Genomic DNA, 26,168 nt, shown 5'->3' on the forward strand with positions numbered 1-26,168 from the left:
GGCGGCCAAGGCCGCCACTCAGGTTAGAAACTATGGCTGTATTGCAGGTAGTAGTAACGACCAATGGGACTGTGTACGGCCCCAAAGTGACCATAGGCCTCGTCCGCCAACGGCGCTTCACGGTCAAACAGGTTTTTCACCCCAACAGATAAACTACTGCCATCCAGACCAAACTCGCGCAGTTGCACACTGGAAAACAGGTTGACGCGATACCAGTCTTCGATTCGCCAATAGCGGATCTCATCGTCCACCGTGATAGACGCGCTGGTTTCATCAAAGGCTGAGACATACTCCAGAGTCGCCCCCGCGCGCCAGTTGCCCTGCTTCCATTTCAAGGTGGAGTTAACCTTCCATTGCGGTTTGCCATCGATGCCTGCTAGCTCACCCAGATTGTCCACCGGTAGTCCCATAGTAAAGAGTTGCTGGGCTTCGCTGCCCGGTAGTTGCTCAAAACTGATCAGACGGGCTGCATTCAAGCTGTAGCCAAAAGAACCCAGAGAGGTCTGCCAATCGTAGTTCAGGGCAAAGTCCATGCCGCTAATAGTGCGGGTATCCAAATTCTGATAAGGATCATAAACGCGAATAATCGCCCCAGCCGGGGTAATAGAAGTGCCAGCATACAACTCCAGCAATTCTTCGCTGGGTGCTTCACGCTCCACATTGGGATTGCTGCTACCTTGCTGGCGATAGAACAAATCCAGCGCTACCTGGTTACTGCCACTTAGCACTCCTACCACACCTTCCTGCTTGATTTTCCAGTAGTCTGCCGTGATAACCAGCCCATCCAATGGGGTGAGTACCAGACCATAGCTGACGCTGGTGGAGTCCTCAGGTTTAAGATCAGACGCGGTACGGACGTTCTCAACGTTACTGCCGCCGCAGTTGGAAAAATCGCCTTGAATAATGCCTTTTTCCAGCTCTGAGGCACATTTTACGTAGTCAACGGTGCTGTTGATGCGAGCCACCCCGGAGTCGTTAACCTGTACCAGGTTTGGTGCGCGAAAGCCTTCAGACCAGGCACCTCTCAACATCAGGCTGTCATTTAGCGCCCAGGATGCCGCGACCCTGGGTGTCAGGGCACTGCCCACATCAGACAGGTTCTCGTAGCGGGCAGCTAATTGCAGTTGAATGTCCTGCATCAGCGGGAACTGCATATTGGGCGAAACCAGCGGTAAATGCATTTCCACAAACGCCGACCACACATCGCGATCACCCGAAGTGTCATTGGTAGGGCTGTTACCTAGTGAATCACTTTGGGAGTACTCGCCGGTGATCGCATCAATAAAAGGTGATGTGCCATCCAAACTGTCATCACGGTCATCTTTAAAGGCCTCGCGGCGCCATTCAACGCCGGTGGCAAACCCCAGCGGTCCGGCCGGCAACGAATACAGCTGGTTGTTGGATAAACGAAAGTCAGCAAGGGCCAGGCTGGTGGTGCCTTTTTTACGCACGTCGGCCTGAATACTTCTGATCACATGCTCAGGGTTAGGGGTCAAATCGCTTACTGATACACCTTCCCCATTACCTGCACCGTTAAAAGGGTTGTAGGCATCTTCGGTATCCAGTGATAAAGCTTGCTGGAACTTGGTGCTGGACACGCCGTTTTTAGTCAGATCGTCGCTAACCGCGCGTGAATATAGAATCGCCGAGTCGTAATCCCAGTTATCCCAGTTACCCCGGGTGCCGAGTAAGGCTCTATATGTGAGGTTCTTCACTATGCCACGACGCTGACCGGCATCCAGAATGCGATAATCACGCAGGATAAGATCCAAGCCCTCATCAGGTAGCTGTACTCCCTCAACCCGATTCGGATTTAATCTGCCATCGGCGAAGTACTTGGGACCAAATGGGTTCCAGTAGTTGTGTGCCGGGATCACCATACGGGCCGTACTGAGTACCCGCGACGATTCACTGAGGCGGTCAGTTTTACCGTAATACACCCCAAGCTCGCCAAAAAGCTCCTGTTTATCGCTTAGGTCATAGCTGAACACAGAAAACAGATTAGCCCGCTCACGATCCGAGTACAGCTGGCGGTTGGCGTCGATATCGTAGTAAAGGTTGCGATCGTCGGTGGAAGACAGAAAACCATCGTCTACACACAGACCGTCCCCCAGCGCCAGTAAACAGCCCTTGTTGCCAACAGGCTGCACATGGAAACGTCCTGACGAGTTGGTGATAGCCGTGCCATCATCAAGCAGGATCTTGCCCGGCTTCAACATGTCAAAGTAAGCAAAGCCACCAATAGAAGAGCGGTTATCGAAGGACGTGTTGCCTGCAAAGTCGGTTCCCGCTAACAGCGGCTCACGGTTAGAAGAGGCGCCTTGTGGCAGGTTAGTCGCAGGCACGGCATTGCGATGGTCATAGTCGGCAAACACAGAAAAATGCCCGCGCCCTTGGCTAAAATCGCTACCGGCATTGATGCGAAACGTACTGTCACGACGTTCCAAATCGGGCGCTTCACCGTAGCGGGCGGTCACTTTTAACCCATCAAAATCATCCACCATCAGGGTATTGACCACCCCGGCTACCGCATCAGCGCCGTATAAAGCCGACGCGCCGTCACGCATTACTTCCACGGCTCGCACACCGGCAGTGGGTATGGCGTTCATATTCGGTGTGACGGCTGGCACCAGGTTCTCGGTCTGAAAGCCCGGATGCATTACCATACGACGGCCATTGATCAGCATCAGGGTGTTGCCAGTGCCCACCGAGCGCAGGTTCAGCGAAGCAACATCGCCCCTGGCGGTATTGACACCACCAGCAGTGGCAGATTCATTAAAATTGACATCGCCGTTTTGCGGCAGCATGCGAAGTAAATCCATGCCATCCTGTACCCCTGCAATGTCCAATTCGTCACGACCGAGTAGCGTCATCGGCAACGTGTCAGCCATCCGCGCGCCTTTAATATGCGAGCCCAAGGCAACAACTTCTTCCAGGCTGTCATCTTGTACTGGCTTATTTGTTGATTTACGGCTGGTTTTCTGAGGCTTTTGCATAATTACGATGGCGCCGTTGTTATCTTCCACGGCCTGCAAAGAAGTGTGCGCCAAGGCCTTTTTCAGCGCGGCCAGTACAGAAGTCTGTTCACGCACAGCTTGTACCTGAATCTGCTTTGTCTGATCTGCCGGGGCAATAATCACCAGATCAAACTGTCTGGACAAGGTGGCAATAACCGACTCCAGGCTTTGAGCCTCAAAACTGATAGCCGTAGTCGCTTGCTGAGCCTGTGTGGACGTGCTCAGGGCCAGACTGACGGCCAACAAAGCAGGTTTAATACGAAAGCGCATGGATTCCCCTTTAAGTTAGTTTTTCGCCGAGTTTTTTGCGGCGTTCATGGGGATGACGAATAACCCGCGGCGGTTTTCCAGCAGCAGCTTAAGTTTCACAAAAGTTTCATATACTCAGCCAAATCACACCCTGGGCATCTTTGTGCCAATGAATGTTATGGCTTAGTTGCAGGGCGTCGAGCATCTGCTCCAGTTGGTCAAGGCGAAAAGCTGCCGTCAGGCGCTGTGAAGCCAAGGTGGGATGACTGAGTTTCAAGGTCACATTGCTATAACGGTTTAGTACACTGATTACATCCTCCAGCGTACTATCTTGGAAATTGAATCTTTGCTGACGCCAATTGGCAAACTGGCTGTCAGGCAGAAACTGCACGGGTGACATTCCCTGCTTATCCAACATCACTGCCTGGTTGTTGGTAAGTAGCTGAACCTGATGATTCTGGCTAACTTCCACTCGCCCATGGGCAACACCTACTGTGATTTGCTCAGCCCTTTGCTGCACATCAAACAAAGTCCCAAGTACGCGAATGTGGCTATTTTTTACTGTCACTATAAAAGGTCTTGTCTCATCAGGACTGACATCAAATTCCGCATCTCCTTTTTGCAGCCAGACCTGGCGGTCGGTATCGGACAGATTCACCTGAGCCAGACTGTCGCCGCCTAAGGTCAGCGAAGATCCGTCGTCCAGCCTGAATGTCTGGATTTGACCTTTTTCTGTGTGTAGTTGAAGGATGTCTGGCTCAACCTGCCAAACCGGGACCAGCAGAACTGCCAATAAGGCCATGCAGGCCGCCAGCCATGCATACCTTGCATACCTGGGCTTACGAGCCTGAAGTCTGACACTAAGTGCATCGGCAACAGTTTCCGTGTACGTAGTTTGGCGCCACAGCAATTCAGCTTCCCGGTAGTGCTGCTGATGGCGGCTATCCTGCTGCAGCCAGGCTTTAAATTCCTGCCACTGCTGCTCGCTGGCCTGACCTGAATGCAGCAATACCAACCAGTGCCGCGCTTGTTGCTTGATAGGGTGCTGGGTTTTCACAAATACTCTCTTTGCTGCAGTTCATATTGCTGACGACCCTCTTCCCACGCCTGCAGTATGGTCTGTATTGTGGTGTGCGCGCGTTCGATATTGCGGCTGATATCCGCCATGGAATAGCCCGTACGAGCGGCAATCTGCTGATAGGTTTCACCGCGCAAACGGCTTGCCACAATAAGGTCCCGTTGCTTAGCCGGTAAACTGGCAACGGCCCGTTCAATCACCAGCATCTTCTCGCCCTGTAAAAAACTGGATTCAACACAACTTTCATTCAGCGGCGCCAAGCCTACTTCGACAAAAATTTCGTCAATTAGCTGCTCCTGACGGGTTTGCAGACGGTGTGCATCAATAATCAGGTTACGGGCGATAGTGTAAACAAAGGCTTTGGGATTATCCGGCGGTTGAGTAAGCTGCGTTTCGGCATATCGCATAAAGGCTTGTTGGGCGATATCTTCAGGATCCGGCGGGCCATTACCGAATTTAGCCCGGAGCAAACCACACAGCTCCTGCCAATAACTTCGATAAAATTTAGTTAAAAATGCCTGTTTCATCCCGAATGATCGCTACATCCCGACCTGGGATTGGCATCATAGGGGCTGGCAATGACAGTTTTGTTACAGTTAGCTCAACAACAGGATTTTAGCGCCGAGTTAGTCCTGAATAGCCGCAAGCCATTGTTTTAGCGATCCTGCCAGTCGCTCTCTACTGGCATCGTCCAGATTACCAAGCAATTGACGTAGAGTTTTCAGATGGCACGGGAACACAGCCTCTATGGTTTGCATCCCTTTATCGGTAAGTTGTACTTTCACGCTGCGCCGGTCTTCCTGACTATGGGCCCTGGCAATAAGGCCTTTTTGTTCGAGTTTGTCCAAGCGGTTAGTCATAGCGCCTGAGCTAAGCAGCATCGACTGATGTAACTGCGAGGGCGTAAGGCAATGCGGGGCCCCCGTTCGCCTCAGGGTAGCCAGCACATCAAATTCGCCGTATTTCAGATCAAATGCCTCATGACATCGCCCTACTTCCGCTTCAATGGTTTTCATCAGACGAAACATACGACCAATCACCTTCATCGGCAGCAGATCACCTTCAACACCTTCGGTTCGCCACTGGTGGGCAAATACATCAAGGTCGTCGTCATCTTCTTGTTTGACTGTGATAGGCATGGAAGGCACTCATCTGTTTTTATCTTTATATAAAGATACTTTACCCAGACCGACTAACTCAGTAAACTCCTTTTATCTTCACATAAAGATACTTCAGTTAGAGATATATTTACCATGCATACCAACCAAGCAACAGCGTCACGCCCTGCACCGCCGGCCTTGCTGTTTATCACCATCGTGTTGATCGCGCTGAATCTGCGCCCGGTACTAGCCTCTATCGGTCCTTTGCTGGATGCCATGCAGCAGGATCTGAGCATCAGTTATGCCACTGCATCGATGCTGACCACCTTGCCTGTTGCCGCTATGGGAGCTGCCTGTTTCTTCGGCTTTACCATCGCCTCACGTTTTGGTATGGGGCGTACCATCAGTTTATCTTTGGCTGTTCTGGCCCTGGCCACAGGGTTGCGTTTTTTTGTCGACTCAGCATTTAGCCTGATCCTTTCTGCACTGGCTGCAGGTTTGGGTATTGCCCTGATCCAATGTCTGGTACCAGCCATTATTAAGGCCAACTATCCAGGCAAGATAGCCGCCATGATGGGTTTTTATATTACTGCGATTATGGCGGGTGCCAGTCTGGGCTCGGCGGTATCCCCCTGGTTTGCCAGTTTCAGTGCCTGGCGCGGGGGCTTAGGTAACTGGGTGTGGTTGGCTATTGTGGCCTTAGCACTGTGGTTATTATGCAGTCATCGCTGGTACTTACCCAGCCAACCCGCTGCTACCGCCAGCAAGACCCGTTTCTGGCAACATAGCCGGGCCTGGCAACTTGCCATGATGTTTGGTCTGGGAACCGCCGCATTTGTGTGTGTGCTGGCCTGGCTTGCGCCCTATGCCATGGAAAACGGCATGAGTGCCCAGCAGGCAGGTTTGCTGATGGGCTATCTGACCCTGATGGAAGTCGTGGCGGGTCTGTTTTTTCCGGCTTGGGCCAATCGTCAAAATGACCGTCGTATGGTGCTGATAACGCTGTGTTTATTGCAAGCAACAGGTTTTTTGGGTCTGATGTTGGCGCCCCATATCAGCTTATGGCTCTGGGCCACCTTGCTAGGCTTAGGGGTAGGTGGCATGTTTCCTATGGTGATGATTGTCACTATGGATCATCAGGATGACCCGGTGATGGCCGGCAAACTGGCTGCCTTCGTTCAAGGTATTGGTTATCTTGTCGCCAGTATCGCGCCCTGGGTAGCCGGTATTATTCGTGACCAGTTAGCCAGTTTTGATATGGCCTGGTTGATGCTGGCCCTAGGGGCCTTTGTATTGTTATTGCTGTCACTGAGTCTGACACCTGGCAGCTATGCCCGCGCTTTTCCCTCAGCCTTACAGCCTTGTGAATCCGTTTGAGTAGTGTGGACGGGGAGAACAGCTCTCCCCGCAAACTAAGTGGCTTAATAAGCCACACCAATGCGCTGATTTGGGAAGCGTTTTTGCTCAACTTCATCAAGCATTGCCTTGGCATAATCCTGCACCGAAATTCTGCTGTTACCCTGTTCGTCAGTTAGCAGATTATCCTTGCCAACTCGATATTCGCCAAGGCGCTCCCCTGGGAAAATATCTGCTGCCGGACTGATATAGGTCCACTCCAGCGCCTGAGGCATGCTGCGAAATATCGCCAGAGCCTCACCTTGTGCCTGCGCCTCGTCCTGGTATGCAACAGGAAAGCCTTCAGTGGAGAGCAAAGATACCCCCGGAGCAACTTCCAGACTACCCGCTCCACCAACCCATAACAGACGTTTTATATTGGTGCCAGGCAACTGTTCCAGCAACAATCTGGCGGTTGCCGGTACCATTTGGTGCTTACCTGTCGCTCTGCCTCCGACCGACACCAGCAACACTTCAGCATCCCCTATTGCCTGTGCCAGGTTTTGCGGATTTTCCAGATCAAATTGCTGTACCTCATCGACTTCAGCTTTGAGGCGCTGTGGGTTACGTACCAGGGCACGTACTTGATGCCCGCGAGCTTTTGCTTCAATCGCTAACTGACTGCCGATCCAGCCGCTGGCACCTAAAAGCGCTACTTTCATGTTTTACTCCAATTTGTGGTTGACGGCGTGCAGTCTACTGGTGCATATATTTTGAATAAACATCGCATTATGAACATGATTGTGTCAGTAGAGGTTACTAATGGATAAGCTCACCGCCATACGAAGTTTTGTCGAGGTGGCATCTTGTGGCAGTTTTACCCTGGCCGCTGAGCGACTAAACCTGAGCCGCCTGCAGGTATCCAGACATGTGCGCGAGATAGAAGACTGGCTGGGCCAGCGGCTGTTACACCGCACTACACGTAAAGTCAGCCTGACCGATAATGGTCAGCATGCATTACAGCATTGCCGCCGTATTATTGAAGAAACGCAGCAGATGACATCCCTGGCTCAGCAACAGCGTACCGAATTGCGGGGCAGTATCCGGGTGGCAAGCCCCATTGGTCTGGCCCAGAATCTGTTATTCGAACTGGTGGATGCGTTTCTTGCAACGCACCCTCAGACCCGCATTCATTTGTTGGTTTCCGACAGCTATGCTCATCTGGTGGACGAGCGAGTCGATATTGCCTTAAGGTTCAGCCATCAACCGGATGAACAATGGATAGCCAGGTCAATATTCAACATTGATACTGTGCTTTGCGCCAGTCCAATCTATGTGCAGCAGGCAGGCATGCCTGTCACGCCGCAGGATCTCCCCCACCACAATTGCCTGGTGCATCTTGAACAACATAGTTGGCAGTTTGGTGAAGAGTTAGTGGATGTCAAAGGTAACCTGCAGGCCAATGATCTAGGCGTTTTACTCAAAGCCGCCTTGCGTCATCGCGGCATTGTGCGTTTACCTTGCGATTTGGCCAATACTTACCTGGAAAATGGCCAGTTACTTGCCCTATTAAGCCATTTCCCCGGCCCTTCATTGGCCCTTTGGGCGGTATACTTATCCAGAATACACCAATCACCACTTGTTCGTGCCTTTATTGATTTTCTGGTGGCGCATTGGCGCAGCGATATCGAGGCGGCAGCATTGCCCCCGATATAGGTACCGTTAAGGAGTAGTTTGCGAAGAGCCAAACAACCAGCTTAATCCGCGTATGGCCACAGTAGGAAAAGCCGTTTCATGCCGGGCATCTGGGACCAGATAAAGTTGCACGTCAAAATCCTCGAAGCGCCAGGGGGCAAGTTGACTTTTTAAACTGATGGCATCGCCAACCAAATCATGGGATATGTTGCTGCCAAGTGGCGTTTCCAGCTCTCCGACACCAATGAAAACTTTACCTTTGGGGGCAACTTGGCCATCAGCCCAGGCTGACACCTGGCTCAACAACGCTTTATTGTCGTACCACAATGACGGGCTGCCGAGCACATAGTGTTCAAATAAAGTGGGTCTGTTGAGCAGTGCATACAAACCAAACAAACCACCCAGCGAATTTCCCACAAATGTACGCTGCGCTTGGGTTGTTCTGTATCTTGACTCGACAAATGGTATAACCCGCTCAGCCAGAAAGTGCAGATGGCGCTGGGCACCGCCGGTTTCCAACCGCCAGTCGGCTGCTTTGCTGGGAGTGAAATCCCGAACCCGACTGGTATTTCCTGACAGGCCTTGTTGCCAGTCGATACCTACCAAAATGGCTTCTTCCATCGACTTACTATTCATCGGAAACTGTGTTGCACCGGCTATCAAGGGAAAGCTATAGGCAGCGTCCATCATATAAATAACCGGGTAACGGTGAGTAAACTGTTTTGGCTGATAGTAGCTGGCTGGAAGCTTGACGACGATATCGTAATAGCGCCCCCTATCATCAAGGGTCTGTACCTCAGTGCTGGCAATACGATATTCCCCCCCTTGCAGCCGAAAGCAGGTTAACAGGGTTAAAACGGCTATCAACCATACCGGGGTTTTATTGTTGTTCATTAACGCCCATTCCCTATTCTTATCTTTTGTGTTTATTCTAGACCAGATAACAACCAGGAAGTCAGCATGTCGAAGTTCTCAACTTGCTGAACTCCATGGGTATTTTCTCCGTGGTGTAGATTTAGCCAACAGGCATTTAAACCAGCATCCAGTGCGCCCAGCACATCGTTATGCAGGTTATCTCCTATCATTAGGATCTGCGCTCCGGGGCAGTCTAACTGCACACAAATTTGTTGATAATAGGCCTTTGCGGGTTTTTCTGCTTTTAATTGTTCAAAGCAAAAGATACGCGTCAGATATTGATCCAGTCCCCCCCTCACCAGTGCCTGTCGTATCTCAGCTTCATCGGAGTCTCTGGCGTTGGTCGCAAGGTGACAGGTAAAACGTTGGGACAAAAGTTGCAGCGCCGCTGCAGCCCCGGGCATGGCCTGTACAACAGGCCAATTCACCATTGGGCCGCTTTGGCCGGGTATATCCCGCATCAGCGTGTCGCCCCAGTCGAACAACAAATGTCGATACCCTGAAGACACCATTATTTATCCAGTACTCTGGGTTCACTGACGGGTTTTCCTGCCACATCAAATAAAGGATGAGGCTTGCCTCGCCCTGAGAGTTTATCTGCCAGCAAACGGCGCACTATGCGCAAGAGCAAGCGCCAGGGTGTACCTTTACTGTTTTTTTCTGCCGGCGGCTTAGCTGTGGCAAATTTGCCATGCACATAGCCTTGCACCGGCCCCAGTAACGCTTCTTTGTCCTGCCCCTCCTGAATAACGCTATGAATTAAACCGACCAGCGGCATAGACGCCGACACGGTATTTCCAATAGGGGTATTACAGCAACCCGCATACCAGCGTAACAGGCCTTTTTCACTGAGCTTCAGACAGCGCAATTGTTGCTGGCCCTGACTGAATTGCAATTGCGCCGGCGACAGCTGATAGATTTCCGTACCACCAAAACTATCCAGCACATCGGCGCGCCCCAATTCCCGGACAAACGCCTGACAATCGTCGCAATAGCAGACCAAACGGGTCCCCGTCCTGGCCCCAACGTTCAGTGCCCGGCCTTGTAGCTGACCGCAATCACAACTTAATCCTAAAATATGCATGCTGTTCTCCTTATCAGGGCTTTCACTCAAGTGTTCGGACAAGTCCACAGCGCAGAATAGCTTATTGGACAATCCATCATAACAATATCGCATTAATGCAATCACAAAGGTATATTAACCAACCTTTTACCTGCGTCAGGGAACGAAAATGAAAAAAAACCTGCCCTTCTGTCTTTCAATAGTCGCTGCCACTTTATTGGTTGCCTGTAGTCCGGCTACACCCACAAAACAAGCTAACAACAATGAAGCTGTCAGCGTTGTGGCCAGTGCCCCGCTGGCTGAGAAAATCCCCTATGAAATGGTGATGCACGGCGACACTCGGATAGATAACTATTATTGGATGCGTGACGACAAGCGTGAAGACCCAAAAGTTTTGGCCCACCTGGAAGCGGAGAACCACTACGCAGATGCCATGCTGGCTGGTACAAAACCCCTGCAGACCGAGCTTTTTGAAGAAATGAAGAGCCGCATAAAAAAAGATGATGACTCCGTTCCCACCCGTTCCGGCAGTTTTTACTACTCTTCGGAAATGCGCGGCGACAATGAGTACCCGGTATATGTGCGCAGCAGCGATTTTGCCGGTACCGACAAACAGGTGTTATTGGATGCCAATAAGCTGGCAGAAGGGCATGAGTACTATAACCTCGGTGGTCTAAGCGCCAGCCCCGACGATAAGCTGCTGGCATACGCTGAAGACACACTAAGTCGTCGCATATACAACATAAAGTTTAAAGATCTGCAAAGTGGCGAATTACTCGGCGATGAGCTGCAGGGTACCTCCGGCACGACCCTATGGGCTAATGACAATAAAACGGTGTATTACATTAAAAAAGACCCACAAACCTTGCTGGGTTATCAGGTGTTCCGCCATACCCTGGGAACCCCTCAGGAACAGGATGAATTAGTGTATGAAGAATCCGACAATACCTTCTACACCGGTATCAGTAAAAGCAAAGATGACAGCCTTATCTATATACACCACTCGTCCACCGAAACCTCCGGTGTGTCTCTGATCGATGCTAACAATCCCAATGCTCAGCCGCAGGCCTTTGTCCCCCGTGAAACCGGTCTGGAATACGAAGTGGCCAAGCTTGGCGACACCTTTTATGTGCTGACCAACCTGGATGCACAAAACTTTCGCCTGATGAAAGTCGCGGCGGATAAATTAGGGGATAAAAGTCACTGGCAGGAAGTCATTGCCCACCGCCCGGATGTGCAACTACAGGGCTTCGAACTATTTAACCAGCACCTGGTGTATCAACAGCGACATAACGGTCAGTCAGAGCTGTTTGTACAAAAGTTGTCTGGGGGCCCGGCACACAAGCTAAGCTTCAACGACAATGCCTATATGGTGCACTTGTATGGCAATAATGAACTGGATAATCCGGCACTACGGGTTTACTACACCAGTATGACCACTCCTGGTACCCATTATGATGTGGATCTGAATAGTTTCGCCTTAAATCAGCTAAAACAACAACCTGTACTTGGCGATTTTGACAGCGCCAATTACGCCTCTGAGCGATTATTTGTCGAGGCCCGTGACGGCGCGAAGGTACCTGTTACCCTGGTTTACCGCAAAGACAAATTCAAAAAAGACGGCACTAACCCGCTTTACCAATATGGCTATGGTTCTTATGGTGCCACCATGGATCCAGGTTTTTCCAGCAACCGACTGAGTCTGTTGGATCGCGGTATCGTCTACGCCATTGCCCATATCCGCGGTTCTGAAATGCTTGGCCGCCCCTGGTATGAAGATGGTAAGAAGCTGACCAAGAAAAATACCTTTAACGATTTTATCGACGTGACCAAAGCCCTGGTAGCGCAAGGCTACGGCCATAAAGATAAAGTGGTGGCTGCTGGCGGCAGTGCTGGCGGTTTATTAATGGGTGCGGTGATCAATCAGGCGCCCGAGCATTACTTAGCGGTCGCGGCTCATGTGCCCTTTGTGGATGTGGTCACCACCATGTTGGACGAAAGTATTCCACTCACCACCAATGAGTATGATGAATGGGGTAACCCCAACGACAAGACCTATTACGATTACATGCTGTCCTACTCCCCCTACGACCAGGTCAAGGCCCAGGCCTATCCTCACCTGCTGGTTACCACTGGCTTGCACGACTCACAGGTGCAGTACTTTGAACCCGCCAAATGGGTGGCCAAGCTGCGCGAAATGAAAACCGACAGCAATATGCTGGTGTTTAAAACCGATATGGAAGCTGGCCACGGCGGTGCGTCAGGACGCTTTAAGCGCCTGCACGACACAGCGCTGGAATATGCCTTTTTCCTGGACAGGTTGAGTAAATAACAATGAAAAAAGCGGCTCAGGCCGCTTTTTTATGCTGGTAGCTTAAATCTGGCAATGGACTCTGTCAGATTTTGACTCTTACCCATCAGATCTTTGGCAGATTGCGCTGCCCCTTGGGTATCCTGCAAAGACTGTTTACTGTAATCATCAATCTTTGCAATGTCCCTGGCCATTTCCTGGGCCACCGCAGATTGCTCTTCGGTTGCAGTGGCAATGGACTGAACCATGGCAGCAATTTGTTCCGCACCAAGAACAATGCCTTCCAGCGAGCGACCAGCCTCTTCGGCCAGCTCTACACTGCGATTGACCTGCTGTACACACTGATTCATTGAACCCACAGCCTGTTGCGTTCGGCCCTGAATGGCACGAATACTTTGCGCCACTTCTTCGGTTGCCTGTGTGGTTCTGGCAGCCAGGGTTCTGACTTCGTCTGCAACGACGGCAAAACCGCGCCCCTGTTCACCTGCGCGGGCTGACTCAATCGCCGCATTTAGGGCGAGCAAGTTAGTTTGTTCAGCAATGGAGCCTATCACACCGATAATGTTCTCAATCTGAGTACTTAGCCTGCCCAGCTCAGCCACATCTTCGGCAGAGGTTTGTACCATTGTTGAGGCCGATTTAATTTGCGAGACGGTTTCACTGACCACCTTTCCACCGGTCAGCGCCATATTCTTCGCTTCATCGGAGCTGGATGCTGCGATCTGACTTTGCTGGGCAACTTCCCCTATGGTTGCACTCATCTCCTCAATGGCAGTCGCCACCTGTGCAGACTGCGAGGAACTCGCTTTGGACTGCGTTGCTATGCTGCCGCTAATAGCGTCGATCTGCGAAGAACCATCTTGCACACTATGTGACAGCTCACGAATGTGCCGCAGCAGACTGGTGAGCGCATCTGACATCTGATTACTGGCAGCCGCCAAGCTGTCCAGCTCATCTTGTCCGTTATGCGGCACACGGCCCTGGCTGAGATCGCCCTGGGCAATTTTCTCGGCGGCACTCAGCACTTTTTGCACTTTACTGGTAATCCGGTTAGACAAATACAACGCCACAAACACGCCAATCACAATAGCAATCAACGTACAAACCAGCAGAATGGTCAGGCTCATTTTCAGGTCAGCAACCAAAGTATTTAATGCAGCTCTTGCGTCAGATTCTTCTTCGCTGGCGGAGGTCTCCAAAATGTCTTCCAATGGTTCCAGATATTGATCTTCAAATTTCCTGTGCAATTGCAAAAATTCACGGTGCCGATTGGTATCAAAAACGGCGAAAATCTGGCTATTGACCCCCTGGTGATAGGCTTTCATCCAATCCGCCAAACGGGACATTTTCTCTCGATCCTGACTTGAACGCGACTCAAGAGGCACAAGTTGCTGGTGTGCATCCATAAATTGTCGATAGTTGCTGTTGAAGATGTCCTTTTGTCCGCTCTCACCGTGCAGAAATGTTAATGCAGCAGCATGCATATCGCGCATTTCATCTATCATGGTTAAGTACAACATGGCGCCAGGCACATCATCTCCAGCCACTTCTTCGGCAATCTGAGTTTGCCTGTTTACAGCTCCCCATAGCACCAGACTGGACGTTACCATCAACACCAGAATAATAGTGAACGCACTCAACAACTGTTTTTTTAAGGTCATTACCCAACTCCATTTATCCGTAATCAAACTATCCTAGCCCTCAGCATCTAAGTTAGTAAACCAGCGATAGCATTTATCAACACGAAAACTGTATATACACACAGCATCTATGTTAGTTTGATTTAAATCTGATTAAAAAACAGGAACTAAACATGCTATTAGATTCAGAACCTACTGCCCCTAGAGACTTTGACTTTATGGCTGGTGACTGGCAGGTCAGACGCTGCCCAAGGGATATATTAAATGGCGGCACAAATTGAATTGAGTTCGATGGACTGTCATCCACCATTAAAACCCTGGGTGGACTTAGCAATGTTGAGGACAACCTTTTACTTTTACCTGACTCAAAGGTCAGAGCAAAAGCTATTCGTTCTTACCACTCTGAAGCCGGGTTATGGTCTATACAGAAAATATGATACAGGCTGACAGAGCTAATATGCTGCGAGCCTGTTTCAATGTAAAAAAGAGTGCATGACAACAGACCCGTCACGGTCTGATTTTGGCTCGCACTTGGCACACCGTAAACGTCAAACCCCCATATATTGCATGGCCACATCACAGCGCGCATAAGCTGCACCAAAACGCCGCATGATTTCATCGCTATGCACAAAGCCGTTCTTCTCATACAAGTGGATGGCTGCCTCGCACTTTTTATTGGTCAGCAAAAACAAACAGGAAACAGGCATTACCTGTGCCTGGCGGATGACATATTGCAGCAAGGGTTCCCCTACTTTTATGCCGCGCGCTTTGGCAATCACCCCCATCTTGGTTAGCTCAAATATGCCGTCCCCCTTGTTAAGTAAAGCGCAGGTACCCACTATGCCCAGTTCAGGATGACGGGCAAACCAGATTTTCCCACCGGGCTCAATCACATAATGATATGGGTCAGTCAGCATAGCGGTATCGGCTGCTTCCATACTGAACATGTCCTCAATCCATTGCTGGTTAATACTCAGAAAATACTTAGCCAATTCATCGCTATAAGGTAGAAAGTCGATTTCAGTTGGCATCTTTTCGCTCCATTACCCGTTGATATAAAGATTTGCTCTGCATGGCCTGCTCCAGCGTTTGCAAGGCCTGATAGAAGTTATTCTCAAAATCGGTACAAAGAGATTTCGCCGCAGCATCCACATCTCGCCACATTGGCTGCATGTACTCAACCTGCGCAAGTCCCTCCTCGGTAAGACCGATGACCTTACGTCTGGAATCCTGCTCGCAACTGGTCAGTGCAACATAACCTTGTGCGGTGAGCTGTCGGCAAAACTGGCTGATCGCCGGCTGGCTTAGTCCAAGGGCGTTGGCCGCATCCACTACACTCGTTGGTCCCTGGTGATAAATTAGCGCCAACAGAGTAAACCAACGGGGCTGCGCTTCCACACCATAAGCTTTGTATACGGCCGACGCATCGGCGAGCATACGCTCACTCAAGCGCTTTAAGCGACTGCCTAGCGCCAATTCTGCCAGCTCATCTAAGAAGTCTTGCTGCATGTATCCTCCCAATATCCATAACTATTTATATAATTACTTATAGTTATTGGCAAGAAAAATTTGCCAGATGATCAACCGGGACGTCGTTATCTGGCCAAACTAAGATTTAAGAAATTTCTGCAGGATCTTTGGCAACCCATTCTGCATTGGCTGAAAAACGGCACCCCAGTATCAATACCTGCGTCAACACACAATCAGTATGCACCGGGGAAATTTATCAAAGAGCAGTTACTGCTGCCTACCCTGGCCTTTTAACCAAAAGGCCAAACTAACTGGCCTTACTGGCAAACAAGGCTCGTTTATCTGCATCAGATAAAAACGCCGCCTGCACCCCATTGCGCTGTACCTGCTCCAGTTGCTCCGGGCTTAAACCAATAATCTCGCTAGCCACCCTGTATTCGTTTTCGAGATTGATATTGGAAACAGCCGGATCATCAGTATTTAAAGTAACGCAAATCCCTTTGTGCAAAAACGTCGGCATAGGCGAGTCTTTAATGGCCTTAATGGTGGCCGTTTGATAGTTGGAGGTGGGACACGATTCCACCGCAATAGCGTTTTCAGCCATATAATCCATCAAACGCTCATCCTGTGTTGCCGCCACACCATGACCAATGCGAGTTGCGCCTAACTGTTCTATGGCATTCCAGATACTTTGTGGCCCGTCTGCTTCTCCTGCATGCACGGTGATCTGCCAGCCGGCATCGCGACCCAGATGAAAATGCTCCAGAAACAAGCTGGCAGGAAAACCCAGCTCGTCACCGGCTAAATCCAAGGCACAAATTTTATCTTTATGGGCCAGAAGTGCCTGCAGCTCGCCCATACAGGTTTGCGCACCAAATGTGCGACTTAAGATACCGATTAGATTGGCTTTAATGCCGAATTTTTCGCTGCCAGCCCTGACCCCATCGATGACTGCTTCCACTACGTCAGGCATAGGCAGATTGTGATTCATCGCCATATAGTAAGGGGAAAATCGCAACTCAACATAGTCCAGCCCTGACTCATGGGCGTCTTCCATGTTTTCCATGGCTACCCGGTAGCAAGCATCTAAGTTGGCTAAAACCGATACGCCGTAATCCAGTTTTTCCAGAAAGGCGAGCAAATCACTGGTTTGATCCTGGACTTGGGTCAGGGGTAGCAAAGCGTCAAAGCTGTTGACCGGCAACTTTATCTGATGTTGCTGGGCCAGTTCCCAGATAGTACGGGGACGGATATTACCATCCAGATGGCGGTGTAAATCAACCAGAGGCAGGTGGGGGTTTATTATCATCTTTGCTTCCCTTTAGCATTTACTGTGGCACTAGAGCGTGTTGACCTGTTGAGTATAAACGCCAATGAGCAGGATAACCGAATACACTTTAACTAAACGCTCAATACTTAGACTGCGCAGCGACCGCATAAATCCGTATAATGCCGCCTTCGAACCCTGCTGGCGTTAACCATGAACACATTGCTTCCTCAAGCTTTTATAGACAAAGTGGCCAAACTGCTGCCATCTGAACAAGAATTGCATGCGTTTGTCAGCATTTGCCATCAGAGTCTGCGTAAGAGTATTCGGGTCAATCAGCTCAAGATCAGCGTCAGCGCCTTTTGCGACAGAATGCAGGCGCAAGGTTGGCAACTCACCCCCATTCCCTGGTGTGACGCAGGCTTTTGGCTGAGTCGCCCACCTGAACAGGAAAACACACCGCTTGGCAATACGGCCGAGCATCTGGCCGGACTATTTTATATACAGGAAGCCAGTTCAATGTTGCCACCAGTGGCCCTGTTTGCTCAGTTGGATGCTCCCGAAAGGGTTTTGGATATGGCCGCTGCGCCAGGCTCCAAAACCACACAAATCAGTGCGTTGATGAATAATCAAGGCATACTGGTGGCCAATGAACTGTCCTCCAGTCGCCTGAAAGTGCTGTCTGCCACAATCCAGCGATTGGGTGCGGCCAATATCGCCATGAGCCATTTTGATGGTGAAGTATTTGGTCAGTGGCTGCCTGACACCTTTGATGCCATTTTGTTGGATGCACCTTGTGGCGGTGAAGGTACCGTACGTAAAGATCCGCAGGCCATGCAAAATTGGTCAGAGCAAGCATTGCAGGACATCTCAGCCATACAAAAGCGACTGATTGACAGTGCATTCCAAGCGCTCAAACCCGGTGGCACCCTGGTGTATTCCACTTGTACTCTGAGTCCTGAGGAAAATCAGCAGGTGGTACAGTGGCTACTGGAACAATACGGCGATGCCGTCAGTGTAGAATCGCTGGCTGATTTGTTTGCTGGCGCAGAACAGGTAGTAACCGCTGAAGGTTACCTGCACGTCTGGCCGCAACGTTTTGACAGCGAAGGTTTTTTTGTGGCGCGGCTGAGAAAAAATCATTCTGCAGGCGAAAGCATAAACCACAAGAAAGCCGGAAATTTTCCATACCAGCCAGTATCCGCTAAACAACAAGCGTTACTTTGCGACTATCTGTACCAACAATTTGCCGTTACTCTACCAGATGGTTTCCGCCTGTATGTCAGGGACAAGGACTATTGGCTGTTCCCTGACGCCTTTACAGAGCTTATTGGCCGTTTTCGTTTTGATCGCATCGGTGTAAAACTGGCGACAGCCCATAAGCAGGGTTTTCGCCTGAGCCATGAAGCGGCTTTGGCCCTGACTCTCACAGATAACAGCCCCAGGGTAAATCTGAACCTGGCGCAACTGTCTGAGTTTTATCAGGGCAGAGATCTTTTCCTCGAACAAATACCACAGGGAGAACTACTGGTTTGCCTTGACGGCTTTGTGGTCGGCTTAGGAAAGGGGATTGGTCAAAAGCTGAAAAATTCGCTGCCCCGCGACCTGGTCAGAGACGGGCTCAGTTTGTAAAAAGCATGCTATTCAAAGTCAAAAAACGGCCGTCATAGCACGCTGGAAATACTGTGGATAAGCCCTGCACAACCTGTTATCAAGCTGATGACAACGTTGCCATAAATATTATCTAAAATTTTGATTTAAATAGACAAAATAAATGATGGAAAAAATTGTTTATAAATTCAGCAAGGCTGTTCTACAATTATCGTCCGGCTTGAAAAATTTTGTATGACACTTCTCCATTTTCCAAGCTTTGAGTTAGCGCACGGCTCTGAATAGAGCCATTCCCCTAAGCCCAGAGCCCTCCCCGGGTCTCTGGGTCTTTTTTATTATTCTTCCAGCGCTGCCAGTTCCATCAAATAGCGTTTGCCGTTTTGCACGTAGTGAGCGGCTGATGCCTCCAGCATGTTACATTGTTCATCGGTCAGGCTACGTACCACTTTGCCAGGACTGCCCAGCACCAGACTGCGATCCGGTATCTGCATATTTTCGGTAATTAAGGTGTTAGCCCCTATCAGGCAGTAGCGGCCAATTTTAGCGCCATTTAGTACCACAGCATTAATGCCAATCAGGCTGTAATCACCGACATCACAGCCATGTAGCGTTACCTTATGGCCCACTGTCACGCCTTTACCCAGAGTCAACGGATAGCCTATATCGGTGTGCAAAACACTGCCATCCTGAACATTGGTATCGGCCCCAACCTGAATCAGTTCATTATCGCCCCGCATCACCACGTTAAACCAAACCGATGCCTGCTCTTCGAGCGCGACATCACCAATAATTTGCGCATCTGGTGCAATAAACACATCGCGCCCGATCCTGGGTGCTTTACCGCCAATTCTATATCTCATATCAATCCCCGATCTTTCGCATCAGGCCTTCCTGCATGGTGGATGCCACCAATTGGCCTGCCCGGTTAAATATTTGTCCCCTGACCAGCCCTCTGGCATTGCCTGAAAACGGACTCTCCATACAGTAAAGCAGCCAATCGTCAAAACGAAATGGTCTGTGGAACCACATGGCGTGATCAATAGTGGCCATTCGAACGCTGCGATTCATAATCGACATACCATGGGGCTGCAATGCGGTCACCAGAAAATAATAGTCAGACGCATACGCCAGCGTGGTTTGGTGCTGGTTTAAATCATCGGCCAGTACACTGCTGGTTTTCATCCAAACATAGCGCATTGGCTCCATCACCTTGGGGGCCATCGGATTAATCGCCTGTACCGTGCGCATATCTATAGGCCGGTGATAAGCGAGCTTTTCCACCATTACCGCCGGCAGTTTATCCAGTACATTTTCATAATAACGAATGTCCGGCTGCAAGCTTTCCGGCGCTGGCACATCAGGCATATCGCCATGCTGATGGGTCAGACCATCCTCCGGTGACTGGAACGACACCGTCATAAAAAAGATGGTTCTCCCGCCCTGAATCGCCTTGACCCTGCGGGTACAGAAACTGCGCCCGTCGCGCATATTTTCCACGTCATAGACCACTGGCTTATGGGCATCGCCAGGCAGCAAAAAATAGCAATGATAAGAATGCGCCACTCGCTCTGGCTCAACAGTCTGCTGCGCTGCAGCCAGTGCCTGGCCCATCACCTGGCCTCCAAATAATGCGCGAAAGCCCAGATCCCAACTTACCCCCCGATAAAGGCCTTCTTCTAGCTTTTCCAGGGTCAGTAATTCCGTCAGTTTAATATCATTCATGCCTGTTACTTCAATTCTTCAGCAAGGGGTTACGAGGGTAAAACTTATCTGGCGCCGCGACAATATGATCAAAAAATCGCGTATCTTTATAGGGTAGCTTCATAAACCCGGAGATACCCAGTCCTTCTATCTCGGGAATATGCACCAATAGCCTGGCCAGCAATTCCTTAAATTCCGCTTCTTTATCATGGTCCAGCAAGGTGTAGTAACTGTGAATCTTCAGATGTGTGGGCAGGGCTTCAAAAATAATACAACCGGTATGATGGATGTCGTTAAGTTTTTCAATAATGGCACGGATACTGGCCGGTAGTTTAAGCAGCTCATCCGGGTCTTCGCCATCCTCAAAATAAGAATGCATACGACTTTGTGCTTCGGTCACTGAAATTTTGCTGGTTTCAAAGGGTATCTGCATGCCCGCGATGGGCTGAAATGGCTCATTTTCGCTGGTGCGCTCAAGGTGCAAGGTGTCCCTGGCATTAAACATACAACTTTTAAATACTCCTACCCGGTGGATAGCCCGCGCCAGGGTAACCACATTATTCACAGATATTTCAAAGGAACGTTTCATCGATGGGTCATACAGATTCAGACTTGAATCAATGTAAATCCCTTCCGGATGCCAGCGCACCGCCAGCCCGCCCACTACGGGATAGCGCCCCAAACGGCTGACTGCAGCAATAAAGGCTTTTTCCGTTTCCCCCATTCCCTGCATATAGTTTTTATAATAACGTTCAAATTGCTCATCGTTGAGGTATCGCAGCTCATCCTCAATCGACTCAGCGCGCAGAAAAGATTTTCTTGAACTGTACACCACCGTATCAATCGCTTTACTGCGCTTATGCGTCCAGCAGGGAATGACCGGCTGATATTCCATGTCGTCGTCTGCACTGAACACCAGATGACGCATATGACGCATATTCTTTAAAAAATAGTCGCCGCCATGGCGTCTCTCAGTTGCATCATCACTCATCATCGCGGTCAGAGTCTGCGCCAGCTCGCGCGGTAACCCCAGTGAGTTGGGTGAAATAACCTTACGGCCAAAGCGACTGGATTGGCCCGACGCCAAGGCATACAGTGTGCTGGCCACCCCTTGTTCATCGAATCTGGGGCTGGACAGGGCTCCGTCCAGTTGTTCATCGCCAATAAAATACACATCCCCCAATCTGGCATTAGTTTGCTGTAAGTCGCTGGACATCAGATCCATCACATTGTTGCCAACAAAGTTGCCTGTTGCATCCAACTGAGCAAAAACCGACGATCCCCAGTCAATCAGCGCCACGTTTTCTGAATCAGCATCAAACACCAGGTTGGACGGTTTGATGTCGCCATGCACTATAGGTCTGGGCTGCTGCGGATTACCATGATTGCGCAGCGCCAGCAGGATCTCAGCCAGTTGCGCCGCAATACGCGTTACCAGGCGGGGAGATAAGGGCCCCTGTTTAAGTGACACCTGTTCCAGATCCAACCCCTTCGCCCTTTCCATAACCAGAATGGCCTGTTTTTTAATGCGCTGGAACTCTTCCAGTTGCGGCACGCTGGGATGTTCCACCTGGCTTAGCATAAAAGCTTCTTCTTCGAGACGATCCTGCACATGTTGGGGTAAGTTAATACGGGAGAATTTAAACACCAGCTGCTGGTGTTGTTCATTCACACCAGCAAACGCAAAGCCAAAGGCGCCTTTGCCGATTAGCTCAATATTCCGGTAACCCAACAGCTCAAGTTGTTCTGTGCACAGCGCTATCCAGTCCTTCAGCTTTTGTGCATCCTGATGAGACAGTAAATAAATAGACTGTTCATCCGGGATATAGAAATGTTTAAGCTTCGAGTCCAGCAATGACACGGCTTACTCGCTTCTTGCCAGCCAAGTCAGGCTGTGACTGGCGCCGGGCCAGTCTTTAAGGGCGGTGACCAGTTCCGGCAGTAACGCATTAAGCTGTTGGTCAAACTGCCAGGGCGGATTAATCACCACCATACCGGAACCATACATCCCCACTTCCTGGTCCTGTGGAAGCAGCTTAAGTTGAATATCCACCACGTCTGTCGCGCTGATACTGCTCAGCGCCTTCAACATCCGCTCACTGCGATCGCGACGTTTAGCCAATAACGGGTACCAAATGGCAAAAACACCGGTTTTCCAACGCTTATGCGCTTGGGTAACCGATGTCACTACATCCTGATAGTCGGACTCTACTTCATAAGAGGGGTCGATTAATACCAGTCCCCTCGCCGGCTTAGGCGGGCTCATGGCCACCAGTCCTTCAAAGCCATTACGATGGTGGATGTGTGCGTTGTCCACACCTTTGAAATTACCGCGCAGGTTTTGCACTTCATTATTGTGCCATTCCATCAGTTGCAGGCTGTCCTGACTGCGGGTCAGTGTTCTGGCCAGTTCAGGCGAACCGGGATAACGGTTGAATTTGCGATAGTCTTCCACCAATTTCAGATAGGTTCGGATATTCGGATCCTGGCAGTCCGCATCCAGCAAGCGGTCAATGCCATCCTTGTATTCACCGGTTTTTTGCGCCTGAGCACTGGTTAAATCATAGATTCCTGCCCCGCTATGGGTGTCGAGATAAACAAAGGCTTTGTCCTTCTCGGCCAGTTTGTTTAACAGCAACATCTGACAAAGGTGTTTAAGCACATCGGCATGATTTCCGGCGTGATAGCCGTGGCGGTAACTGAACAACGGAATTTTCCTGAAAAAACAGACTGACATAAGTGTAAGGGATTTGAGGGGCAAGCGGCAAAGTAATCTGGCAAGCCACTTGCTTACATAAGGTTCTGCAAGTGAACAGAAATGCGATGAACGCAAACCATGTGCACGTCTTAGTGCCACGCAGACAAAGATAAGGAGATGGGTATGCAGGTTAGTCAGACTGGGTATTCCCACTACATTACCGCAACGCATGAAACTGCAGGAAGAAACACACACTATGCCTCGGCGCAGACTAATGCCTCTGCTAGCGAAGATAAGGTGAGTCTCAGCCAGCAGGGCAAGCAGTTGCAGGAAAACTGGCAATCTCTTGCCGACAACTATGACGTTACCAATATTTCGCAACGTGAAATGCACGCCCTGTCTGACGCGCTGTATCAGGGCGGTTTCATTGGCCGGGGTGAACTTCTGGTACTTGGGGCGCCAAGGTCGATGAACGCTGATGCGAATCCACGGCATAATTTTCTCGGTGAAATGCAACAAAGCCTGAGCCGCTTTAGCAATGGCATGCCAGCCGAGGCACAAAAGCATTATCAAGGCGCCATTGATGTATTGCAGGCGTTAGCAAACAGCAGAAAGCCTTAAAACCATGTCAGCACGGCTTTGCAACAGGACTGACAGGATGATGTGCTTGTGTCACTGACAAGTGCACCTGTTACGGCTAAGTTCGATGCTCACTTTTTACTTAAAAGGCCTTCGTGATACTTATCCCGTAAACCCGGCTATGATGTCCATCGACCCTGTCGATGCTGAACGTCGGTGCCACGCCAAAACCGCCAAAATGAAAGTCGTAAGCCAGATTTAAGCGATACAGGTCTTCACTGTGCCCATGATGACCATGTATTTTTTCCCTGCCGACTCCCGCCCCCACACGCCACCCCGCATAGGGATGGTAGTAAAGCGCAGCAATAGTTGCAGAGACCCCATCACCATGATGGGTATCGCTGGCCTTCTCATAAACCAGACCCGCTCCCCATTGTTTGCTAAACCGAAATTCATACTCCAAGCCTAAGGATAAGTCTGTTTCTCCGGCTGCATTCAGGACACCAATAAAGATCCCTGGGTAATGTTTTGCCTCAGCAGCCTGCAAAGAGCTGCCAAGCTGACAGGCCAAAATGGGTAGGATTAACTGAAAAACTCTGCTCCGCTTAAACATACTGGTTCCCTTAAATTCTCTTTCAAGCCCAACAACATATAGGCGTTAAGTCACTTCCTTGCAAATACAGCCTTGACCAGAACAAGCCTGCTTGGGATGCAACTACCCCAATGTGAGCTACCATTGATAACAACTGCCATATCAGTGTCTTGCAAAAATACAGCAACAGTGCAGAGCCTTTATCTATGGAATTTATCGACCAGGAACTTGTTCAGTCCAGCTTATCCCTGAAGCTTAAAAAACGTGCCAGGCTTGAACTACTTTGTCTCAGTGCCATGGTCATTGTGCTTACCCTGACAGGGATCGTGTTGGATTTTGAACTGCTGGGCAACATAGCCACCTTTACCCTGGCCCACGAGGACTGGGAACTTGATGAGATTTTTATGTTTATTCTGTGGTCCGGGATGGCTGGCTGCATCTATGCCATCCGTAGAATGCAGGATATTTGGCATCTTAATCAGGAAATTGCGTCACTTGCATTTATCGATCCTGTTACCCATCTGCCAAATCGGATTTTGGCGCTGGAGCGACTCTCGCAAATACTCGCCAGAGCGGAGCGTATGCAAAGTCAGGTCGCCGTCATGTTCCTGGATTTTGACAATTTTAAGTTTATTAATGACACCTATGGGCATATAGAAGGCGACAACCTGATTCGGGTAGTCGGCCAGCGTCTGCGGACGATTCTGCGTAAAGGTGACACAGTGGGCCGGTTAGGGGGAGACGAATTTGTACTGGTAGTCGAATATCTTGATGAGCAAGAGCTACTGAAGGCGATAAATCGAATTCAAACGCTGCAAACCGAAGCCATTAAACTAGACTCCCATGAACTCAATATTGCATTTAGTGTCGGTATTGCCGTTTATCCTAAAGATGGCAATAACCCCTCAGAGTTACTGAAAGCTTCTGATATCGCCATGTACAAAGCCAAACAAGCGGGCAAAGGACAACTGCAATTTTATACTCAAAGCATGGGTGAAAAATTGATGGAGCGTTACGAGCTGGAAGCCGGATTAAAAACAGCCTGCCACAACCAGGAATTGTTTCTGGAATATCAACCCCAGCTTTGCACCGAAAGTCAAAGGATTACAGGCTACGAAGCACTGGTAAGGTGGCGGCGCAATGGCATCACGATTCCCCCGCTGTCGTTTATTCAGGTTGCAGAGGAAACAGGTCTGATCCAAAGTATTGGTGATTGGATTTTTACCCAAGCATTGGAAGAAGCAAAGACCTTTGTTGAGGAAGGGCAAATTTTGGCTATCAACGTCTCGCCTTGCCAATTTAGCCAACCGGGTTTTGTTAACAATATACTGAAACGACTGACACAAAGTGATTTTCCGCCAGACATGCTTGAGTTGGAAATCACTGAATCAGCCCTTGTCCAGGATGAAAGCCAGGCCATGGCCAGACTCATGGAACTGCGAAAACTCGGTGTCCAGGTTGCCATCGATGACTTTGGTACCGGCTACTCCTCCCTGGGACGGTTACGCTACCTGGCGGTCACGCGTATTAAAATAGACAGACTGTTTATCAATACCCTTTGTGAAAGCGATATCGACCAGAACATGGTTAAGGCCATGATTGCCCTTGCCGACAATCTTGGCATGGATGTTATTGCTGAAGGGGTTGAAACAGCGGAACAATCTGACCTGCTAAGAACATTAGGATGCAACTTGATACAGGGTTACTTCTTCAGTCGCCCTGTACCCGCAGCTAAATTAAATGCTTTAAAAACCAGGTATTACACTGATGTTTCGGTAACAAAATCAGCAGCCAGAAGCTAGCCGATTTTAATCCGGACGATTTAAAAGAAAACCCGCCTGCAGGCG

At 49.9% G+C, this 26,168-nt stretch carries 24 protein-coding genes; 7 read left to right on the top strand and 17 right to left on the bottom strand.

Annotated elements, in window-relative coordinates; genetic code table 11:
• Positions 1-23: 23 nt before the first annotated feature.
• From CSR04_RS13645 to CSR04_RS13660, 4 genes are all read right to left on the bottom strand, one after another.
• Positions 24-3,287, bottom strand: coding sequence for a TonB-dependent receptor (locus CSR04_RS13645; protein ID WP_102796860.1), 3,264 nt, complete (start codon positions 3,285-3,287; stop codon positions 24-26).
• A gap of 106 nt (positions 3,288-3,393) precedes the next feature.
• Entirely contained in the window at positions 3,394-4,323 is a 930-nt protein-coding gene (locus CSR04_RS13650) for a FecR family protein (RefSeq protein ID WP_102796861.1), read from the bottom strand.
• Positions 4,320-4,871 (bottom strand): RNA polymerase sigma factor, encoded by a 552-nt coding sequence (locus tag CSR04_RS13655; protein WP_102796862.1) that lies wholly within the window; start codon positions 4,869-4,871, stop codon positions 4,320-4,322. The genes CSR04_RS13650 and CSR04_RS13655 overlap by 4 nt, the downstream gene beginning before the upstream one ends.
• A gap of 99 nt (positions 4,872-4,970) precedes the next feature.
• Positions 4,971-5,483 (bottom strand): MarR family winged helix-turn-helix transcriptional regulator, encoded by a 513-nt coding sequence (locus CSR04_RS13660; RefSeq protein WP_102796863.1) that lies wholly within the window; start codon positions 5,481-5,483, stop codon positions 4,971-4,973.
• 114 nt (positions 5,484-5,597) lie between these two features.
• On the opposite strand from CSR04_RS13660, the gene CSR04_RS13665 reads away from it, so the two are divergent.
• On the top strand, positions 5,598-6,821 hold the full coding sequence (locus CSR04_RS13665; protein WP_102796864.1) for an MFS transporter: 1,224 nt from the start codon (positions 5,598-5,600) through the stop codon (positions 6,819-6,821).
• 44 nt (positions 6,822-6,865) lie between these two features.
• Here CSR04_RS13665 and CSR04_RS13670 read toward each other — a convergent pair whose 3' ends face one another.
• Positions 6,866-7,501: an NAD(P)-dependent oxidoreductase gene (locus tag CSR04_RS13670; RefSeq protein WP_102796865.1), complete on the bottom strand. Its 636-nt coding sequence runs from the start codon at positions 7,499-7,501 to the stop codon at positions 6,866-6,868.
• A gap of 100 nt (positions 7,502-7,601) precedes the next feature.
• Here CSR04_RS13670 and CSR04_RS13675 point away from each other — a divergent pair, with 100 nt between their 5' ends.
• A complete protein-coding gene (locus CSR04_RS13675) occupies positions 7,602-8,495 on the top strand; it encodes a LysR family transcriptional regulator (protein ID WP_102796866.1) in 894 nt (297 codons plus the stop codon).
• Between the two features lie 6 nt (positions 8,496-8,501).
• Here CSR04_RS13675 and CSR04_RS13680 read toward each other — a convergent pair whose 3' ends face one another.
• The 3 genes from CSR04_RS13680 to CSR04_RS13690 are packed head-to-tail and all read right to left on the bottom strand — an operon-like array spanning position 8,502 to position 10,473.
• Positions 8,502-9,368 (bottom strand): alpha/beta hydrolase, encoded by an 867-nt coding sequence (locus CSR04_RS13680; protein ID WP_102796867.1) that lies wholly within the window; start codon positions 9,366-9,368, stop codon positions 8,502-8,504.
• Positions 9,369-9,400: 32 nt separating this feature from the next.
• Complete coding sequence (locus CSR04_RS13685) at positions 9,401-9,901, bottom strand: HAD family hydrolase (protein WP_102796868.1); 501 nt, start codon at positions 9,899-9,901, stop codon at positions 9,401-9,403.
• Positions 9,901-10,473: a DUF6151 family protein gene (locus CSR04_RS13690; protein ID WP_102796869.1), complete on the bottom strand. Its 573-nt coding sequence runs from the start codon at positions 10,471-10,473 to the stop codon at positions 9,901-9,903. The genes CSR04_RS13685 and CSR04_RS13690 overlap by 1 nt, the downstream gene beginning before the upstream one ends.
• Before the next feature lie 148 nt (positions 10,474-10,621).
• Here CSR04_RS13690 and CSR04_RS13695 point away from each other — a divergent pair, with 148 nt between their 5' ends.
• On the top strand, positions 10,622-12,784 hold the full coding sequence (locus CSR04_RS13695; RefSeq protein ID WP_102796870.1) for a S9 family peptidase: 2,163 nt from the start codon (positions 10,622-10,624) through the stop codon (positions 12,782-12,784).
• A gap of 29 nt (positions 12,785-12,813) precedes the next feature.
• Here the strand turns inward: CSR04_RS13695 and CSR04_RS13700 are convergent, their stop codons facing one another.
• The 3 genes from CSR04_RS13700 to CSR04_RS24965 form a co-directional block, all read right to left on the bottom strand.
• Positions 12,814-14,424, bottom strand: a complete 1,611-nt coding sequence (locus tag CSR04_RS13700; RefSeq protein WP_102796871.1) for a methyl-accepting chemotaxis protein — start codon at positions 14,422-14,424, stop codon at positions 12,814-12,816.
• A gap of 527 nt (positions 14,425-14,951) precedes the next feature.
• On the bottom strand, positions 14,952-15,434 hold the full coding sequence (locus tag CSR04_RS24960; protein WP_245921617.1) for a GNAT family N-acetyltransferase: 483 nt from the start codon (positions 15,432-15,434) through the stop codon (positions 14,952-14,954).
• On the bottom strand, positions 15,424-15,912 hold the full coding sequence (locus tag CSR04_RS24965; protein WP_172449358.1) for a MarR family winged helix-turn-helix transcriptional regulator: 489 nt from the start codon (positions 15,910-15,912) through the stop codon (positions 15,424-15,426). The genes CSR04_RS24960 and CSR04_RS24965 overlap by 11 nt, the downstream gene beginning before the upstream one ends.
• Before the next feature lie 60 nt (positions 15,913-15,972).
• On the opposite strand from CSR04_RS24965, the gene CSR04_RS13710 reads away from it, so the two are divergent.
• Positions 15,973-16,167, top strand: a complete 195-nt coding sequence (locus CSR04_RS13710) for a hypothetical protein (RefSeq protein ID WP_102796872.1) — start codon at positions 15,973-15,975, stop codon at positions 16,165-16,167.
• 13 nt (positions 16,168-16,180) lie between these two features.
• Here CSR04_RS13710 and add read toward each other — a convergent pair whose 3' ends face one another.
• A complete protein-coding gene (gene add, locus CSR04_RS13715; protein ID WP_102797083.1) occupies positions 16,181-17,179 on the bottom strand; it encodes an adenosine deaminase in 999 nt (332 codons plus the stop codon).
• A gap of 174 nt (positions 17,180-17,353) precedes the next feature.
• Between add and rsmF the strand changes: the two genes are divergently transcribed.
• Positions 17,354-18,772 carry a 16S rRNA (cytosine(1407)-C(5))-methyltransferase RsmF gene (rsmF, locus tag CSR04_RS13720; protein WP_102796873.1) on the top strand — a complete coding sequence of 473 codons (1,419 nt, stop codon included), beginning with the start codon at positions 17,354-17,356 and terminating at the stop codon, positions 18,770-18,772.
• Positions 18,773-19,086: 314 nt separating this feature from the next.
• Here rsmF and CSR04_RS13725 read toward each other — a convergent pair whose 3' ends face one another.
• Genes CSR04_RS13725 through CSR04_RS13740 form a run of 4 tightly spaced genes read right to left on the bottom strand, consistent with a single transcriptional unit; the run spans position 19,087 to position 23,159 of the window.
• Positions 19,087-19,611 carry a gamma carbonic anhydrase family protein gene (locus CSR04_RS13725; protein ID WP_102796874.1) on the bottom strand — a complete coding sequence of 175 codons (525 nt, stop codon included), beginning with the start codon at positions 19,609-19,611 and terminating at the stop codon, positions 19,087-19,089.
• 1 nt (position 19,612) lies between these two features.
• Positions 19,613-20,473: an acyl-CoA thioesterase II gene (tesB, locus tag CSR04_RS13730; protein WP_102796875.1), complete on the bottom strand. Its 861-nt coding sequence runs from the start codon at positions 20,471-20,473 to the stop codon at positions 19,613-19,615.
• A 10-nt stretch (positions 20,474-20,483) separates the two neighbouring features.
• Positions 20,484-22,307, bottom strand: a complete 1,824-nt coding sequence (locus CSR04_RS13735; RefSeq protein ID WP_425427695.1) for a protein kinase domain-containing protein — start codon at positions 22,305-22,307, stop codon at positions 20,484-20,486.
• A 9-nt stretch (positions 22,308-22,316) separates the two neighbouring features.
• The gene (locus CSR04_RS13740) at positions 22,317-23,159 is read right to left on the bottom strand and encodes a 23S rRNA (adenine(2030)-N(6))-methyltransferase RlmJ (protein ID WP_102796877.1); all 843 of its coding nucleotides are present in this window, start codon (positions 23,157-23,159) and stop codon (positions 22,317-22,319) included.
• Between the two features lie 174 nt (positions 23,160-23,333).
• On the opposite strand from CSR04_RS13740, the gene CSR04_RS13745 reads away from it, so the two are divergent.
• Complete coding sequence (locus CSR04_RS13745) at positions 23,334-23,771, top strand: hypothetical protein (protein ID WP_102796878.1); 438 nt, start codon at positions 23,334-23,336, stop codon at positions 23,769-23,771.
• Positions 23,772-23,871: 100 nt separating this feature from the next.
• Here CSR04_RS13745 and CSR04_RS13750 read toward each other — a convergent pair whose 3' ends face one another.
• Positions 23,872-24,342 (bottom strand): hypothetical protein, encoded by a 471-nt coding sequence (locus CSR04_RS13750; protein WP_102796879.1) that lies wholly within the window; start codon positions 24,340-24,342, stop codon positions 23,872-23,874.
• 185 nt (positions 24,343-24,527) lie between these two features.
• Here CSR04_RS13750 and CSR04_RS13755 point away from each other — a divergent pair, with 185 nt between their 5' ends.
• The gene (locus tag CSR04_RS13755; RefSeq protein WP_102796880.1) at positions 24,528-26,123 is read left to right on the top strand and encodes a putative bifunctional diguanylate cyclase/phosphodiesterase; all 1,596 of its coding nucleotides are present in this window, start codon (positions 24,528-24,530) and stop codon (positions 26,121-26,123) included.
• Positions 26,124-26,168 lie beyond the last annotated feature (45 nt).

Origin of the sequence: Bowmanella denitrificans, from assembly GCF_002887595.1 — a bacterium.
GTDB lineage: Bacteria > Pseudomonadota > Gammaproteobacteria > Enterobacterales > Alteromonadaceae > Bowmanella > Bowmanella denitrificans.

Coding starts and splice junctions, on each gene's coding strand:
- CSR04_RS13645 (WP_102796860.1), bottom strand. CDS start 3,287: ATGCGCTTTCGTATTAAACCTGCTTTGTTGGCCGTCAGTCTGGCCCTG.
- CSR04_RS13655 (WP_102796862.1), bottom strand. CDS start 4,871: ATGAAACAGGCATTTTTAACTAAATTTTATCGAAGTTATTGGCAGGAG.
- CSR04_RS13660 (WP_102796863.1), bottom strand. CDS start 5,483: ATGCCTATCACAGTCAAACAAGAAGATGACGACGACCTTGATGTATTT.
- CSR04_RS13665 (WP_102796864.1), top strand. CDS start 5,598: ATGCATACCAACCAAGCAACAGCGTCACGCCCTGCACCGCCGGCCTTG.
- CSR04_RS13670 (WP_102796865.1), bottom strand. CDS start 7,501: ATGAAAGTAGCGCTTTTAGGTGCCAGCGGCTGGATCGGCAGTCAGTTA.
- CSR04_RS13675 (WP_102796866.1), top strand. CDS start 7,602: ATGGATAAGCTCACCGCCATACGAAGTTTTGTCGAGGTGGCATCTTGT.
- CSR04_RS13680 (WP_102796867.1), bottom strand. CDS start 9,368: ATGAACAACAATAAAACCCCGGTATGGTTGATAGCCGTTTTAACCCTG.
- CSR04_RS13685 (WP_102796868.1), bottom strand. CDS start 9,901: ATGGTGTCTTCAGGGTATCGACATTTGTTGTTCGACTGGGGCGACACG.
- CSR04_RS13690 (WP_102796869.1), bottom strand. CDS start 10,473: ATGCATATTTTAGGATTAAGTTGTGATTGCGGTCAGCTACAAGGCCGG.
- CSR04_RS13695 (WP_102796870.1), top strand. CDS start 10,622: ATGAAAAAAAACCTGCCCTTCTGTCTTTCAATAGTCGCTGCCACTTTA.
- CSR04_RS13700 (WP_102796871.1), bottom strand. CDS start 14,424: ATGACCTTAAAAAAACAGTTGTTGAGTGCGTTCACTATTATTCTGGTG.
- CSR04_RS24960 (WP_245921617.1), bottom strand. CDS start 15,434: ATGCCAACTGAAATCGACTTTCTACCTTATAGCGATGAATTGGCTAAG.
- CSR04_RS24965 (WP_172449358.1), bottom strand. CDS start 15,912: ATGCAGCAAGACTTCTTAGATGAGCTGGCAGAATTGGCGCTAGGCAGT.
- rsmF (WP_102796873.1), top strand. CDS start 17,354: ATGAACACATTGCTTCCTCAAGCTTTTATAGACAAAGTGGCCAAACTG.
- CSR04_RS13725 (WP_102796874.1), bottom strand. CDS start 19,611: ATGAGATATAGAATTGGCGGTAAAGCACCCAGGATCGGGCGCGATGTG.
- tesB (WP_102796875.1), bottom strand. CDS start 20,473: ATGAATGATATTAAACTGACGGAATTACTGACCCTGGAAAAGCTAGAA.
- CSR04_RS13745 (WP_102796878.1), top strand. CDS start 23,334: ATGCAGGTTAGTCAGACTGGGTATTCCCACTACATTACCGCAACGCAT.
- CSR04_RS13750 (WP_102796879.1), bottom strand. CDS start 24,342: ATGTTTAAGCGGAGCAGAGTTTTTCAGTTAATCCTACCCATTTTGGCC.
- CSR04_RS13755 (WP_102796880.1), top strand. CDS start 24,528: ATGGAATTTATCGACCAGGAACTTGTTCAGTCCAGCTTATCCCTGAAG.